General features: G+C 37.5%; 15 protein-coding genes and 2 pseudogenes. 1 reads left to right on the top strand and 16 read right to left on the bottom strand.

Annotated features, from left to right (window positions below):
* Positions 1-176: 176 nt before the first annotated feature.
* Positions 177-599, bottom strand: a complete 423-nt coding sequence (locus tag F936_RS09495; protein ID WP_005046942.1) for a hypothetical protein — start codon at positions 597-599, stop codon at positions 177-179.
* A gap of 176 nt (positions 600-775) precedes the next feature.
* Positions 776-1,072: a hypothetical protein gene (locus tag F936_RS09490; RefSeq protein ID WP_003651887.1), complete on the bottom strand. Its 297-nt coding sequence runs from the start codon at positions 1,070-1,072 to the stop codon at positions 776-778.
* A 204-nt stretch (positions 1,073-1,276) separates the two neighbouring features.
* Between F936_RS09490 and F936_RS09485 the strand changes: the two genes are divergently transcribed.
* Entirely contained in the window at positions 1,277-1,540 is a 264-nt protein-coding gene (locus F936_RS09485) for an Arc family DNA-binding protein (RefSeq protein ID WP_005046939.1), read from the top strand.
* Positions 1,541-1,639: 99 nt separating this feature from the next.
* Here F936_RS09485 and F936_RS18790 read toward each other — a convergent pair whose 3' ends face one another.
* The 14 genes and pseudogenes from F936_RS18790 to F936_RS09420 form a co-directional block, all read right to left on the bottom strand.
* Positions 1,640-1,780 carry a hypothetical protein gene (locus tag F936_RS18790; RefSeq protein WP_005046937.1) on the bottom strand — a complete coding sequence of 47 codons (141 nt, stop codon included), beginning with the start codon at positions 1,778-1,780 and terminating at the stop codon, positions 1,640-1,642.
* 277 nt (positions 1,781-2,057) lie between these two features.
* Positions 2,058-2,771, bottom strand: a pseudogene (locus F936_RS09480) (YegJ family protein).
* A 256-nt stretch (positions 2,772-3,027) separates the two neighbouring features.
* Positions 3,028-3,336 carry a hypothetical protein gene (locus F936_RS09475; RefSeq protein WP_005046928.1) on the bottom strand — a complete coding sequence of 103 codons (309 nt, stop codon included), beginning with the start codon at positions 3,334-3,336 and terminating at the stop codon, positions 3,028-3,030.
* A 521-nt stretch (positions 3,337-3,857) separates the two neighbouring features.
* Positions 3,858-4,133 (bottom strand): hypothetical protein, encoded by a 276-nt coding sequence (locus F936_RS09470; protein WP_005046926.1) that lies wholly within the window; start codon positions 4,131-4,133, stop codon positions 3,858-3,860.
* 164 nt (positions 4,134-4,297) lie between these two features.
* Positions 4,298-4,778 (bottom strand): annotated as a pseudogene (locus F936_RS09465) (TetR/AcrR family transcriptional regulator).
* Positions 4,779-5,563: 785 nt separating this feature from the next.
* Positions 5,564-6,448 (bottom strand): bile acid:sodium symporter family protein, encoded by an 885-nt coding sequence (locus tag F936_RS09460; RefSeq protein WP_005046915.1) that lies wholly within the window; start codon positions 6,446-6,448, stop codon positions 5,564-5,566.
* A gap of 84 nt (positions 6,449-6,532) precedes the next feature.
* Positions 6,533-8,173: a long-chain-fatty-acid--CoA ligase gene (locus F936_RS09455; protein WP_005046914.1), complete on the bottom strand. Its 1,641-nt coding sequence runs from the start codon at positions 8,171-8,173 to the stop codon at positions 6,533-6,535.
* Positions 8,174-8,241: 68 nt separating this feature from the next.
* Complete coding sequence (locus F936_RS09450) at positions 8,242-9,615, bottom strand: hypothetical protein (protein WP_005046913.1); 1,374 nt, start codon at positions 9,613-9,615, stop codon at positions 8,242-8,244.
* Positions 9,616-9,827: 212 nt separating this feature from the next.
* A complete protein-coding gene (locus tag F936_RS09445) occupies positions 9,828-11,651 on the bottom strand; it encodes an acyl-CoA dehydrogenase (RefSeq protein WP_005046912.1) in 1,824 nt (607 codons plus the stop codon).
* Between the two features lie 9 nt (positions 11,652-11,660).
* A complete protein-coding gene (locus F936_RS09440) occupies positions 11,661-12,122 on the bottom strand; it encodes a MaoC family dehydratase (protein ID WP_005046911.1) in 462 nt (153 codons plus the stop codon).
* A gap of 2 nt (positions 12,123-12,124) precedes the next feature.
* Positions 12,125-13,036: an SDR family NAD(P)-dependent oxidoreductase gene (locus F936_RS09435; RefSeq protein ID WP_005046910.1), complete on the bottom strand. Its 912-nt coding sequence runs from the start codon at positions 13,034-13,036 to the stop codon at positions 12,125-12,127.
* 44 nt (positions 13,037-13,080) lie between these two features.
* The gene (locus F936_RS09430) at positions 13,081-13,836 is read right to left on the bottom strand and encodes an SDR family NAD(P)-dependent oxidoreductase (RefSeq protein ID WP_003651898.1); all 756 of its coding nucleotides are present in this window, start codon (positions 13,834-13,836) and stop codon (positions 13,081-13,083) included.
* Between the two features lie 12 nt (positions 13,837-13,848).
* A complete protein-coding gene (locus F936_RS09425) occupies positions 13,849-14,613 on the bottom strand; it encodes an SDR family oxidoreductase (protein WP_004642922.1) in 765 nt (254 codons plus the stop codon).
* A gap of 15 nt (positions 14,614-14,628) precedes the next feature.
* Positions 14,629-15,690, bottom strand: coding sequence for a phosphotransferase family protein (locus tag F936_RS09420; protein WP_004642923.1), 1,062 nt, complete (start codon positions 15,688-15,690; stop codon positions 14,629-14,631).

Genomic DNA, 15,690 nt, shown 5'->3' with positions numbered 1-15,690 from the left:
TATTAATTATTCAATTGATACCAATATATCATGAGTTAAAAGATAGAAAGCCCTGCCAATAATCGATATTTAGCGAGGCTTTCTCTGCAAAAACATGTTCAATACTGGTACTTATAATTAAGATATAGGACATAGAAGACGTACATTATTTCCATTAAAAAAGAGCCTTTCGGCTCTTAAAAATCTAATTTTTTACTTTCTTGAGATTGCCGGTAAGCAACAATTATCTTCTCTTCAATTTGTAAATTTTCTAAAGTAAAATCATCTTCAATAGACCGTAGTTTGGAGTTTGTAGGAGCTGATGTACTATGTGAGGGCAAATGCTTTGGAATAGTTATCAATTGGGTTCTTTGGCTTATATACTTTTCAAGTGCAGCATCCAAATCGGTTTTCTCAAAAAATATATAATCAATATTTAAAGAGTTCACTGTAATGACTTCACAACCATAAAAATTATTAAAGTTTTTGCTTAAATCGGTGTTTGGGTCATGCAAGATATCTTCGTAAGTCTGTAAACTGATAAACAGTAAATCAGGATTTCTATCATAACGATCATGATAGCTTGTCCTGCCTTGAACTAAATCAATTCTAATCGTCATAATAATTACTCAAGATGTTGAATCTCAAATATACCAAATAAAAAATAAAAAGCCCCACCAATAATCGATATTTAGCAGGACCTAATGTACAGACTATTCTGTATTCAGATATATCCCAAAAAAAATGCTATCACATTTATGAAATTTAAATGAATACTTTGATTTTATTTATCAACTTAACTACAGTTTGAATAGATGATCTTCGATTCGTTATCAATCACAACACTCAGTCGATCATAATGTAAGTCTGACCTTACAGGTTCACCTTTACGAGAAATCCGCACAACGCCTGCATTAGTTATTTTCTTTAACTCTGCCTCACTCGGAAGAGATTGCCCTATGAGCTTTTTAGCATCACTGGGATTGCAATAGGTATCTTTAGGCTTTACTTCTAATGGGGTTTCTTGAGGTTCATTGGTTGCACACCCAACGCCACTTAAAACAATCAAATAACTTAATAGAATTTTTTTCATAACCTACCCCTTGGAATTCATTTCTATATTTAATACTCGTGTTTAGTTACATCCAATTTCAGATATTCAGCTCAAAAAAATCAGCATTTAAGAAATCTTTTATTCAGTAAAAAGTACTATGTACTGTTTTTTAGTTCAAATTGTCCTACAATTATCTTTAAGTCTTACTTTATAACAAAAATCTATTACAGGGATGGAATAACTATGACAAATATCAATGATGGCGAACCTATATCGCCTCAATATAGCTTGCGCTTACCTATAGAACTTCGCGAAAAACTTACAAATGCAGCAAAGAGCAACTCCCACTCACTAAACAAAGAAATAATTATAAGACTTGAACAATCATTAATTTTAGAAAAGTGCCCTGAGTGTGTTAAGTATTTACAGACCGTGAAGAACCATGAAAAAATATTTGAAGAGCAATATAAAATGTTTGAGGAGTTAAATAAAAAAGATACAGAATAAAAGTATGAAAATACGTTTATGCTAAGTCACATATCTCCTATGTACAAAAAAGCCCACCTTCCGATGAGCTTTTTATTTAATTAAAATTAACGGTATGTATTAGGCTTTAAATTCTGCTAATACAAAGTTTTTTACTATTTCATCAAAAGTTGGTTTCAGAAGAGCTGGCTTGCTATTTTTTATAGTTTTATACCAATAACTCACTGCAACTCCCATACTGAACAAAGCTAACAATTTCATTGCTCACCTCACTTATTGGGAAGAGTGGAATTTAACTTATCATCCACCTTTGTAGCGTTCCAACTCGTTTTAGCGAGGTTTCTGTATATACTTAAAGCAATATGTAATAGAAAAGCTGACCTTTATTAGATGAACTTAAATTTTTTGGGTCAATTCTCAAGATCATTGATGAATTTTATCCTTGATAACATATACCGTATTAGTACTTGAAAGCAGATTTTATTTTTCATAAATTTCACCCATTAAAAAACCCTCCATTAGAGGGTTTAGGTCAATGCTAATTAAGTAAATTTACTATATTGGTCCACCCCATCTTATGAGCCAAATCTAAAGGAGTCATTGATTGATTATTCACTTCTAACTTATTAGTATTCAACCTTAAAAGTTCTTGGACAAATAAATAATTACCCGCTACAACCTCACGATGTAGCAATTGATTACCACTTTCATCTTTTTCAGTAATCATTTTAGGGGTTGCATTTATAACGTCTATGAACTGATCCAAAATATTCTTACACATGGGATGTTCAGCGAGATTTTCGGGACAATTTTTCTGATCATAAACTAGAAAAATTTCATCAGGATTGCCAAAATCAATCCCCCATGCCTCATCATATTCTTTACGATTTACTGCATCTAAAGTTTTACGATATTCTTGAATCGTAAACCCACCATGAACAGTGCCATTAGATAAAAACATCCAATCAACTATGGACTCAAATTGAAGCTTTACGGTCTCACCAGCTTGCACATTATCAATAATATAAGGTTCGTTTAACAAAGTTCCTGAAATTGTACTCCCATCAAAATCAACTTAATCAATCCACATATACTCAATCAAAGGTTGATTTTTATCCTCAGGGTTTTCTTGGATAAATGCACATTTCACATAAGCCAGCTCTAGAGCAGGAACAATTCGTCGATATTCCCAATAGAGTTCTCGCCAAAAATATTTAAATGTACTTATAGCTTTCTCAAAAGCTAGAATCATTTCCGGAGATTCATTCTTATGCAATTTATTCATATAATCCATATTACAGTTAATTAATATTAAACTTGCTTATATTAACACTATGATAGATTTAAAAATCTTAAAATTTCTCAACTGTGAACAAGAATGTTCAAAAAAAGAAAAACTACCAAGACTAAATCAAAGCGGGTTTCCTGTGCCGTAAAGCGTTCGGCAAATTAAAATCAACTATTAAAAAACCCACTGAAGTGGGTTCAATTGCTATCTATAAAAGTGATTAATTACATTTAATAGTCTTATTGAAGGTCTTATAGGTGCCTGTTGTAATTACTTGAGCTGTATATATCTGTTGGCTATGGGTTTGATGATTATTATTTATTTCACTAAAGCCTTTACCATCACAAACAGTTTCAGCCTTTTTGTTTACTTTGTTTTCCATTGCTTCATTAGAACCCAAAATATTAGAAGTGGTCTGAATCATATAATTTCCATTTTCAAGTTTAGTAGCTTGAGCTGGAATCATTTGTGCGCAACCCGTCAAAGAAAGAGTGGATGTTGCAAGTATTAATAGTAGATATTTATTCATAATTTCTTAGTTCGTTGAAATAAAAAAAGACAAACTATATTTTTAAATTCTAACAGTCAATAATTTATCTAATCTATATTTACTTTTATTCTGAAATTAAAAAATTTAAAACTCTATAAAAGAAAAGCTCCGCCAAAAATTATTTAGTATAGCAAAACATACAGACAATTCTGTATTTAACTTTTTACAAAAAAACGCTTTCGCATTTATGGAATTTAATTTGTAGACGAAAGAAAAGCCATTCTCATAAATTTTGTCGGTAGTACATAATAATACCCTTGACATGCACCTGTTACATCATCTATTGCGCCAAGTGAAAGTCAGGATCAAAAATCCCATATAAAAATAAAGAAATTTTTAGTAATAATAAAAAATGGAGATCTGGTTCTAAGAACTGATGGCTCAATCATAATTTGCACTGCGGTATATCCAATCTATACATAGTCATTTCTATTTTACATTAACCACTATATTCTTTGAAAAATTCAATTCACATAGCCTCCCTAATTAATATTTCCATGCTAGTTTTTAAATATTTTTAATGCCTCATGTCTAGTTTTTTGTGTATATTTTTTTGGCATGCCTACTATTTCTTTAAGTATTAATATTATTTCATCAGAAATATACTCAGGTTTTTTATTCAACAAGTTTAGAGCTAATATTGTCCAATATTCTGGAGTACTATCAGATAGAGCAAAAACAAGTATTTCTCTAATTTGTTCAAAAGAATAGACTTCAGCAATATTTTCGATTTCTTTATTTTCAAGTATTAATAAGCCTACTCTCACATCTTGCATTAAAATTACCTCATTATTTCTTTAGTTTTCATGATCTACAGTTATAACTTTACTTAAAAAATTAAATTATGCTCTGATTTCAGAAACCCAATTAGTCATATAATGTTCTCTTGCTTCTGTTGTATAAAACTCACCATTTTACCTTTAATTAGTAAAATTTAGAATTAATCATTATCAAACATTCCCCAAAACCTCCCCACCACCACATCCCTATCCTCCAAACTATTTGAGCTTAAAATCAGGAACATCAGGCCATCAATTAAGTTTAAAACCATATCAGCACTTGGTTTTAACGCATGAGTTTCCAAACTAAAGACTAAATCAAAAAGCTCTCGAAGTAACCATTTTCTATATTCAATTGCCATGTAAAACAATAATCTCTTTGAGTTTATCGGTTGAGGTTCGGTAACGGCTTGAGTAAATAATTGCCAGCACTTCTTCTTTCAGTCGTTTTTTTTGAAAGGATACGCACGTTTCAATAAGGCGTTCTTTTGAGTGAAAGTAGTTGTAAAAAGTGGCTTTAGGAATTTTGGATTCTTTGGCGATTAAGTCTACGCCCGTATTGTGAAATCCATAGAGATTGAACAGCTCTATTGCGGTATGAATAACCTGTAATTTTTTGGAAGATGTTTCTAAAGTTGGCATAGTTTTACCGTTATAAATTCTTGTTGTTTCTAAAAGAGATTAAAAAGCCATTACCCTTTTTGGGAGAAAAAAAGGCATAGCAAAGCCATAAAGACTGCGCTTGGCACATCTCAAGTTTTATTGTTGCTAAGTTTTTTGGTCGTGACGATTTAAAGTCCGATAAGCCTAATGGCAATCAAACTGCTTTAAAGTGATTAAGTTGTGTCGTTATAAAATTTGGCAATGGCTGCCAAGAAATGATGAATGTACAAAGCCAACTCCTTTTTATTTGGAGTTCTGCCGAAACATTAGAAATTATGGTGGCAGAACGAAAGAGGGTTGACAGACTAGCATGAACTTAAACTAGCACACCCGAAGGTGTCCCTCTCCCGTCCTACCGCTACGGGAGGGAACGAGTGTTTCCCCACACAAAGGTATTCCTCAGAAGGAATAACTCTGATGTGGAAGTTCATGAGCAGTCTGTCAAAACTGCCTGGCAATGTGGCCAGCCCGCAAATGGTAATCTTCAAAAATTAAGGTGTCAATGTGAAATTGGCTAGAAATTATTTAATTAATTATTGTTTTTCATTTAATTACACAATTAAGAAAAACCTTAAATATTGGCTTAACAATTTGCTTTTATAACAGCATTCTAAAGCTGTCTTTTTATTGTGACTGCGCTTACTCAGCCATAAATATTTTAAATTTTGAGACTAAAAAAGGAGGTACTAGCCTCCTCTTTTAATTCAAATCATAATCATCTGGTGGTAGTTAAATATCTTTATCTGCAAGATATTAAGTTCGTTTTAGGTAGTAGTTGATATTTGTGCCATCTCTTTCTTTTCTAGACGATTTAACAATGTGCCAAAAATTGCTGCAACAATGTACATAAATAATGAATAAACTGCTGCTGGCATAGCGGCCATATTGCTTGCCATTACTGTAAACGCAATGGTCATGGCTAAGGTACTGTTATGAATCCCAATTTCAAACGCACAAGCTTTTGCCTGAAAGCTATTTACACCGAATAATCGTGGAACAAAATAGCCAACCATTAAACTACATACGCAGAACAGCAAAGTTGCCAATCCAATTTGCCCAATATACGTCATCAGATTTTGGTAATCTCGCGCAATTGCCAATATGATGATGGATACGAGAAAAACGATAGCAAAAATACGCACAGGTTTATTAAGCTTTTCAGCCATATGCGGTGAAAAATGACGGACTAACATCCCAATACCCACGGGCACTAAAATAATGAGGAAAACTTGTATGATTTTAGAGAATTGCAAACCTACATTTTGTCCATTTTCCATAAAGTGTTGTATTGCAAAATTCACAATTAATGGAAGTGTAAAGGCAGCAATCACCGAATTTATAGCCGTTAAAGTAATATTTAAAGCGATATCACCTTTATAGAGATAACTAAATAAATTAGCAGTTGGCCCGCCCGGTGACGCAGAAAGGAGCATTAATCCAACAGCAAGCATTGGTGGTAAAGCAAGAACCTTACAAATAATAAAAGCAATACTGACTAAAATAACGAGTTGGCAAAATAATGCGATAAAGACCGCTTTTGGGTGTTGTCGTACGCGTTTGAAGTCATTTACGGTCAGCTCTAGACCTAAACCAGCCATAATAATTGCAAGTGCAATTGGTAAAAATACGGTAATTAATCCTGAACCCATAATCTCATTCCTTTTTTTCCATTTATTTATGGAGCTTCTAGTTCCATACGCTTATGTTTTTAATTAAAAAATTAAAAATTCTTATTAAACCTTTAGTTCTTTTCTTAAAATTTTACCCACATTCGACTTGGGTAATTCATTAATAAATTGAATATAGCGTGGTTGTTTGTAGCCTGTCAGGTTTTCTTTTGCATAAGTCTGGATTTCTTCAACCGATAAAGAGTCATCTTTTTTAACAATAAAGGCTTTAGGCACTTCACCCGATTTTTCATCTGCAATGCCAACCACAGCGACTTCCAAAATTTTTGGGTGTTGAGCTAGAACCTCTTCAATTTCATTTGGAAAAACATTAAAACCTGAAACTAAAATCATGTCTTTCTTACGGTCAATAATTTTGGTATAGCCTTTTTCATTCATGAAACCAATATCACCCGTTCTAAAGAAACCATCATCCGTCATGACTGCTTTAGTTTCTTCAGGTAAATTCCAATAACCTTTCATGACCTGCGGGCCACGAATTGCAATTTCTCCAGTTTCACCGGGTGCTAACTGATTACCTTCATCATTCAAAATAGCAATATCCGTACTCGGTACAGGAATACCGATCGTGCCACTAAAAAGATTAGAGATGGGCGGGTTAAAAGTAGCAACTGGTGAGGTTTCTGATAAGCCATATCCTTCACGGATAATACGTCCTGTCAGTTTTTCCCATCCATCGGCGGTAGATTTTAAAATTGCCATACCGCCGCCTGTGGTAATTTCCAAACGGCTATGGTCCAATTTATTAAAGCCTTCATGATTAAGTAGCGCATTAAATAAAGTATTTACAGCAGGAAAAACCGTAGGGCGATACTTTTCAAAACAATGCACGAGAGCGTCTAAATCACGCGGGTTTGGAACTAAAACAGTGGCATAACCTTTATTCATTGCGCTATGCAATAAACAGACAGTAAAACCAAAAATATGATAAAGCGGTAAAGCACAGATCGCTATTTCATCTTCAAGAGCATCTCGGTCACCAAAGTAGCTTTTAAAAACCACATTATTTTGTAATAAATTGGCGACAATATTTTTATGGGTTAATTCCGCACCTTTTGATACACCTGTTGTTCCACCCGTATATTGCAAAAGCACAGTATCATCAAGAACAAGTTCAGGACGTATATAGTCTTGGGCATCTACTTTCAATAAGATTTGCTTAAAACTATAGTTTTTTGAATCTGATGTGTCTAATTCAGCAGGTTGTTCGACTAACATTTCAGTCATTGTGGTGGTAATAATCTGCTCAACCGACACCTGCTCTTTGACAGCCTCATAAACAGGTAAAAACTGTTCCAATATAAATAAGACTTTTGCGCCTGCATCATTTAATTGATGCTTTAATTCACGTGCGGTATAGAGTGGATTAATATTGACCAGAATGTAACCTGCGCGAATCACGGCAAGTGAAATAATCGGGTATTGAATAATATTGGGCATCATTACAGCAACACGTGTACCTTTTTCTAACCCTAAACTTTGCAAGAATGTTGCTACTTGTCGGCTATATAAATCGATTTCAGCATAAGAAAAAGATTTATCTGCAAATATGAACGCATTTCTTTGCTGAAACTTATTAAAACTGTTGTCCCAAAAATCGAGAAGTGAAGTTTGTTCATCAGGCAAAGTAATCATACTTTCAATATTCCATTGCTTATATTCATCTAACCAGATCTGATTTGTCATCTTATCGTCCTTTATGATAGAGAGGAATTTCGATTTTCTTCTGTGTCATCTATGTCATTATTGTTAAGTTAAAATTTATAACCAATTTTCAAACCATAACCAATTGAATAGTTATTTTTATATTCACCGACATAATATTCACTGCCTGCCTGAGCACCAAGCTGGCCTTTGGCATCACCGAGCCATAGATACTTCATTCCACCTGAAATAAAGTATTTTGAAGTTGGACTATATTGCGCACCAAGACCAACATTGTAATAACCTTTAGCTGGCCCGCCTGTGGACACACGTTCTCCTGCACCCGAATCCCAACCAACAGAAACTGAACCTGACCATTTATCACTTAGACGTTGCCCAATTCCAAGATTGGCAGACCATTGATCGTCATAATAGCGAACCAGATTAAAACCATTTGGACGACTTGGTGTTGATAAAACCCCAACAACTTCTGAGATTTCGCCAAAACGATATGGTTTAAACTCAAAATCATTCCAGTTAACCCAACGCACGTTACCAAACAATAAAGTGCCTTTGCGTAATCCGGTCTGAAATTCCAAATTCACTGACTCTGGTGCTCTAAATTTAGTTGGACCTGACGTTCCTGCTTCGGGTAAGCCCGCAACAATACGATTGAATACTTCTTTACGTGATTCAGTGAGTTGTCCAATAGAAACCATATACGCCAAATGCTGATCAAGAAAATCACGACCTTGTTGCGTACTTAACATATCAACCATGGGCGCATTTTCATTGGCAGTCACTTCATGCAGAATTTCTGAACGATAGGTCAATGATGCTTTAATGGCTTTTTCGGGAATTTGATAACCAAATCCTGCCAACCATCCCCAATCTCCAACTTCTTTGGCATCAAAGTCATAGCCATTATATAAACTGAAAACCTGACCTCTTAAATTGATGTTACTTTTAAAAGTTTGATAAACAGGACCTGCATAAAAATTCCAGTTTTTATTCGGTTGATAACCAAAAATTAGACTAAAATTTTGCATAACAAAATTCGATTTGGTGTTCCCTGTTACGACTTGTCCACCTGTCTTTTGGGCAAGTGTTGCAGAATTAATGCCTGGTACTAAAACCGTATCGTTCGGGGTAGCAACAAAGCTGTTCTTTCCATAATATTCTGAGTCGGATGTAAATGGCTGATCATAAAGAAAGCCAAATGAAAACTGCGGGGCTAACTGTAATTTCAAAGCTGCACTGGGACGATAATCAGAATTTGCAATATCAGAAATAGCATTACGCGTTGGGTTTGTACCCGCTTCTTGTCCTTCTAACGAAGTGTCTGAAACAGATAAACTTGCCTCAAAATAATTATCAGGTTGTAGAAATGCAGAAATTGATTGTCCTGTTCGATCAAATGCTGCTGCATAGATTGGGCTCGTACAAAATGAAGCCATTACCATGACTAAAGTTTTCTTTTTCATCTTTTAATCCGTCCTAGATTTTTATTTTTACTTATTAGGGCGCTCTTATACCGAACGCCCGAAGTTTGTTTCTACATGGTGGTTCTTATTAGGCAACTTCAAATAAACTGGCTGATTCCACATCTCCCATTGATACCGCGACATAACGCATCTTCAATAAACTTAGATCCTTCTCCTGCCTATTCAACGGCACGTTTAAGGAATGGTTCTTACTAGAACCATTCTTCTGGCATAGTGAGTGGAGTTGTCTCTACCGGATCAAGTACCGCTAACCAACTTATAATTTTTGGCATTTCCCAACCAAAGAAATAATCACAAGCTGCAAGCTTCCCACGCAGAAAATCAGGGTCTGTTGAATTTGGCATGAGTTTATGAATAACTACTGCTTGATCAAGCCATAACCACCCCACCACAAGATGCCCAAAGGCTTCCAGATAATTGGCGGCATTTGCCAGTTGGAGTTCTACATCGGTTAAGGCATGTAATTTCTCTGTTACATTCTGGATGAGTTGCCACTTTTGAGCTAAGTGATCTGCATGATCTTTTAAAGAAGGCTCTGCTTTGGCGTGTGCAATCGTATTCATGATTTTTTCATGTAATAGTTTCATCGACAGCCCCTGATTAAGACGAGTTTTACGTCCTAATAAATCAAGTGCCTGAATACCAAATGTTCCTTCATGGATTGGATTGAGTCGATTGTCCCGATAAAACTGTTCAACGTTATATTCACGGGTATAACCGTAGCCACCATGAACTTGAATTGCTAAATCATTTGCTACAAGCCCCCATTCAGAAGACCAGCTTTTCACCACCGGCGTTAATAAATCAAGTAATTGATTGGCTTGATTACGCTGCTCGGCATCTTCAAGTGAGTGGATATCATCGGTTAATCGGGCTGCATATAGGCACAGTGCCAACGCACCTGAGACATATGCTTTTTGCGCCAAGAGCATACGGCGGACATCTGCATGTTGAATGAGCGGGATTTGTGGAGAACTCGGATTACGTTCGCTACGAGAGCGACCTTGTACTCGGGTTTTTGCATAATCTAAAGCATGCAGATAACCTGTATATCCCAATGCTGCCGCCCCAAGTCCAACCGAAATTCGGGCTTCATTCATCATATGGAACATATAGGCCAGCCCTTTACCAGCTTCGCCGACTAGCTCGCCAATTGCACCTGCTTCTCCTTCGGGTGTGAAACGACCTTCCCCAAAATTCAGCACGCAGTTGACTGTTCCCCGATAGCCCATTTTATGGTTAATTCCAGCCAATACTACATCGTTGCGTTCGCTTGGCTGCCCATTTTCATCGAGTAATTTACGCGGTACGGTAAACAGAGAAATGCCTTGCACACCTGCTGGTAATTGTCCATTTTCATCTGGAATTTTTGCCAAAACTAAATGAACAATATTGTCAGAGATATCGTGCTCGCCGCCTGAAATCCACATTTTGTTTCCAAACAAGCGATAACGACCATCTTTTGTTTTAATCGCACGTGTACGGATATCAGCAAGACTTGAACCTGCTTGTGGTTCAGATAAACACATCGTTCCGAAGCATTTACCTTCCATCATGGCGTTGACATAGGGTTTCACTTTTTCAGGTTCACCATGGGCCATTAATAAATTTGCATTACCAATGGTTAAAAAGGCATAGCCTGCTGTTCCTGAATTGGCACCGAGTAGATATGCCATACCGGCACGCTCAATGGTATTGGGTAAGTTCATACCATTCCAATCTGATGGAAAAGCTGCACTCATCAAACCCGCATCAGCAAAGGCCTTAAGCGCGACCCCGACTTCAGGATTGACAGTCACACGCTCACCATCAAAAACAGGTTCGTTACTGTCATTTTTTTTATTATGAGGAGCAAATAAATCGGTTGCCAAAGCCTCGTAAACGTTTAAAACAGACGTATATTCAAAACGGTCCTGTCCTGCAAAAGAATTGCGTTGACTAAGTTCTTCGACTTTTAGCCAATCGAATAGCAAAAAATCGACATCACGGCGAGAGAGAATTAATTCATTGCTCATGGTTTATTCCTATACGTTCACAAGTGTAAGCCACTCTGTAACAAGTGCTGGCTTGGCTTGGTTTTCAATTTCAATCGTGACTTCCATGATCAATTGATAAACTCCCTTATTTTTTTCGGAAACATTTTTTAAGTGAAAATGTCCGCGCACACGCTTACCGCTATGTACAGGGCTGATAAAACGCAAATTATTGATGCCATAATTCACGGCAGATTGCTGCCCTTGTACAGTCGGAATGACTTGGGCGGCCATAGCTGAAAGTAAAGATAGCGTTAAAAAACCATGTGCAATCGTGCCACCAAAGGGAGTTTGACGAGCAGCTTCTTCATCCACATGAATAAATTGACGATCCAGTGTTACATCAGCAAAGGTATTGATCATGGTTTGCTCTATTGCAATCCAGTCTGAGCTACCGAGTGCCTTGCCTTGTAACTCAAAGAGTTGCTCGATGCTTAATGTATTTTTTGTCAAAATTATTCTCCTGCCATTAATGAAGCCTTTTTCAGCTCAAGCTCACCCTGAGCGCCTCCTCTGACAGGCACAAACTCATCTGTTCGGTCCGAAACATCAGCTAAACGTTGTGCTAAAACATGTGGAACTTGTTCATCTGTACCTAAATAAATCCCTTGTGTGAGGGTGATGTGTGCTACCTCAAAACTACCTGCGCCAGCGCAAAGAATCATACGGGTAGGTGCATCTTCGCTAACCAAAGTCGCAATTGCAGGACTGACAGCACTTGGTGCAAGGGCTTTGAGTGCTTCTTCGGGTAACAATCCCTCAAGCATACGAGTTGCTGCTGTTGGTGCTAGACAGTTCACCCGAACATTAGATTTTTCACCTTCTAAAGCAAGCGTCTGCATTAACCCAACCAAGGCCATTTTTGCAGCACTATAGTTTGACTGCCCAAAATTGCCGTACAAACCTGAGGATGAAGTGGTCATGACAATACGACCATATTTTTGCTCACGCATGATATCCCATACAGCTTTAGTGCAATTTACGGCCCCCATGAGATGCACATCAATTACTGTACGGAAATCTTCTAATGACATTTTACTAAAGGTTTTATCTCGGAGAATTCCTGCGTTATTAACTAAAATATCCACACGACCCCAGCGGGCAATTGTTTCATCTACCATCTGTTGAACTTGTTCAATATCAGTGACTGAAGCGCCATTTGCCATCGCCTCGCCACCCGCTGCAATAATTTCATCCACGACTTTTTGGGCCGCCATGGTTGAGCCGCCCTTTCCGTTTACATCACTACCCAGATCATTCACGACCACTTTTGCACCCAAACGAGCCAGTAACAGCGCATGTTCCCGCCCTAGACCAGCGCCAGCACCTGTAACAATAGCCACTCGATTGTTTAAATTAATTGTCATGATTTTTTCCTAAATAAATGAATAAGATGTATTTAATAAAGGTTTTAATAAGCTGTCACGCCGCCATCAATTGCAATGGCTTGACCTGTGAGATATGAGTTTTCTTTGGCACACATCATCAGCATCATTGCCACCACTTCGCTTGGATGGCCAAGACGCTTCATTGGCGAGGCCTGCGCTAAAAAGTCTTGTTTCTCTTTGAGTTCACTGTCGACCACCATTGGGGTGGTTGTATAAAATGGACAAATTGCATTAACTCGAATGCCTTTATTTGCATATTCAATCGCTGCTGTTTTTGTTAATCCCACCACAGCATGCTTTGCCGCAGCATAGGCAGCCAATTTGGGAGCCGCGCCTAAACCTGCAACAGAAGCAACGTTCAGAATAATGCCACCACCTTGTTGCAACATCTGACGAATTTGATGCTTCATTCCAAAGAACACACCTTTGGCATTGACGGCAAAACTCAAATCCAGATCTGCTTCATCGGTATCAATAAAGCTTTTCATAGGCGGACTCATACCTGCATTATTGATCCCGACATCGATTCTACCAAACTGAGTAACTGCACTTTGCACCAAAGCCTGTACATCTGCTTCACAGCTGACATCACACACTTGCGCAACCACCTCCACTCCTGCTTGGCGTAGCGGTTCAACTACAGTATTTAACCCTTCAATATTCAAGTCACCCAACACTAATTTTGCACCATACTTTGCCAGTTGCTCTGCCAGCAATGCACCAAATCCACTCGCCGCACCTGTGATTAAGACCACTTGACCTGAATAATGTTCGTACATTGCTATTCCTCCCTAAATAGTTAAACCGCCATCAACCACAATACATTCACCATTGGTGTAACTTGCAGCATCGGACACAAGATACAGTACGGTGCCCGCCATTTCACGTGGTTCTGCGTGACGGCGTAATGGAATTGAACTCATCCAGCTTGTATAAATATCTTCATTTTCAAATAGTGCCGATGCAAATTTGGTCTTGGTAAGACCCGGCAATAAAGCATTCACTCGAATGCCTAATGGTCCGCATTCTTTTGCAAATGCTTTGGTCATATTCACCACCGCAGCTTTGGTAATAGAATAAATACCTTGTTGGTCTCCGGGTTGTAGGGCATTCACAGATGCGGTATTCACAATTGCACCGCCGCCCTGTTCTTTCATTAATTTGCCCGCCTCGACAGACATAAAGAAATATCCACGAATGTTGACTTCAACCGTTTTGTTATAGGCCGCAATATCCGTATCCAAAATATGCCCAAAATAAGGATTGGCAGCTGCATTGTTGACTAAAATATCTAAACGACCATGTTCTTTACGAATATATTCAAAAATTTCTGCAATATCTTCTAGTTTACCCACATGACAAGCAACTGCTTCCGCTTTACCATTTGCTGCAATAATTTCATTAGCAACGCGTTGGCAATCTTCAACCTTGCGACTAGATACAATCACATGTGCGCCTTGTTCAGCTAAAAGTTTGGCAATTTCCTCACCAATACCACGACTTGCACCTGTAACTAAGGCTATTTTTCCAGTCAAATCGAATAAATTTGTAGCCATATCATTTCCTTATGTTCATGGGTTTTGTAAAGTCAGTTGTAAACAACGCTCATATAAATTTTCGACAAAAATCCCAAAATTTTTAAATTCAGGATTTTGAGTTTCTTTATGGTAATAACGATAGTAAATCTGCTGAAGAATAGCGGCTAAACGAAATAAGCCAAATACCTCGTAAAACGTCCAATTGTTGGTTTGTAAACCTGTTTTTTGCAAATAATAGTCCACGACTTCCTGACGTAAAAACATACCTTGTAAATAGGTTGGCTGACGACGCATAGATTTCAATGTTGCGTTATCGTCATCTTGTACCCAATAAGCCAAAGCACACCCTAAATCCATAAGTGGATCGCCCAGAGTCGTCATTTCCCAATCCAAAACCCCAATAATAGAAGTAGGTTGTTGTCGATCTAAAATAAGGTTATCAAAACGCCAATCGTTATGAATGACACACGTTTTACTGTCTTGCGGGATATGCGCATGGAGCCATTGTCTTATGGCACTAAAATTTGGTACATCGGGTGTTAATGCTTTTTCATAACGCTTATCCCATCCTTCAACTTGGCGACGACAATAACCCTCGCCTTTACCTAGCATTTCTAAATCAGTACCTTGATAAGGGAGTTGATGTAAGGCAATTAGAGAATCCAGCATATTTGTACAGAGAACTTTGAGCTGATCTCTACTTAAACTTAGATCTTGGGGCAGATCAGCGCGAAGAATTATGCCTTCGATACGTTCCATCACATAAAAATCACAACCAATGACGGTGTGATCTGTACACAATGCCACCATTTCGGGAACCATAGGATAAAGTGGCTTAAGTGCTTTTTGCACCCGATATTCCCGCACCATATCATGAGCAGATTTTGCTTTTGTGCCTGATGGTGGGCGACGTAAAATCAAATCGTGATTATCGCATTCAATCCGATAAGTCCAATTAGAGGCCCCACCCGAATATTGAGTTATTTTTGGTGTACCTTTTAAACAAATACCTTGTTGAAACAGCCAGTCTTGTATAGCAGTTATGTTGAGTTCTTCACCCTGACGTACCTGACCACCAACATCAATCACAGACAT

This window comes from Acinetobacter calcoaceticus DSM 30006 = CIP 81.8 (genome assembly GCF_000368965.1).
Lineage (GTDB): Bacteria > Pseudomonadota > Gammaproteobacteria > Pseudomonadales > Moraxellaceae > Acinetobacter > Acinetobacter calcoaceticus.
This window is presented reverse-complemented; position numbering and strand designations above follow the sequence as displayed.

Coding starts and splice junctions, on each gene's coding strand:
- F936_RS09435 (WP_005046910.1), bottom strand. CDS start 13,036: ATGACAATTAATTTAAACAATCGAGTGGCTATTGTTACAGGTGCTGGC.
- F936_RS09475 (WP_005046928.1), bottom strand. CDS start 3,336: ATGAATAAATATCTACTATTAATACTTGCAACATCCACTCTTTCTTTG.
- F936_RS18790 (WP_005046937.1), bottom strand. CDS start 1,780: ATGAAATTGTTAGCTTTGTTCAGTATGGGAGTTGCAGTGAGTTATTGG.
- F936_RS09460 (WP_005046915.1), bottom strand. CDS start 6,448: ATGGGTTCAGGATTAATTACCGTATTTTTACCAATTGCACTTGCAATT.
- F936_RS09425 (WP_004642922.1), bottom strand. CDS start 14,613: ATGGCTACAAATTTATTCGATTTGACTGGAAAAATAGCCTTAGTTACA.
- F936_RS09485 (WP_005046939.1), top strand. CDS start 1,277: ATGACAAATATCAATGATGGCGAACCTATATCGCCTCAATATAGCTTG.
- F936_RS09420 (WP_004642923.1), bottom strand. CDS start 15,690: ATGTCTGTGATTGATGTTGGTGGTCAGGTACGTCAGGGTGAAGAACTC.
- F936_RS09495 (WP_005046942.1), bottom strand. CDS start 599: ATGACGATTAGAATTGATTTAGTTCAAGGCAGGACAAGCTATCATGAT.
- F936_RS09445 (WP_005046912.1), bottom strand. CDS start 11,651: ATGAGCAATGAATTAATTCTCTCTCGCCGTGATGTCGATTTTTTGCTA.
- F936_RS09470 (WP_005046926.1), bottom strand. CDS start 4,133: ATGCAAGATGTGAGAGTAGGCTTATTAATACTTGAAAATAAAGAAATC.
- F936_RS09455 (WP_005046914.1), bottom strand. CDS start 8,173: ATGACAAATCAGATCTGGTTAGATGAATATAAGCAATGGAATATTGAA.
- F936_RS09450 (WP_005046913.1), bottom strand. CDS start 9,615: ATGAAAAAGAAAACTTTAGTCATGGTAATGGCTTCATTTTGTACGAGC.
- F936_RS09490 (WP_003651887.1), bottom strand. CDS start 1,072: ATGAAAAAAATTCTATTAAGTTATTTGATTGTTTTAAGTGGCGTTGGG.
- F936_RS09430 (WP_003651898.1), bottom strand. CDS start 13,836: ATGTACGAACATTATTCAGGTCAAGTGGTCTTAATCACAGGTGCGGCG.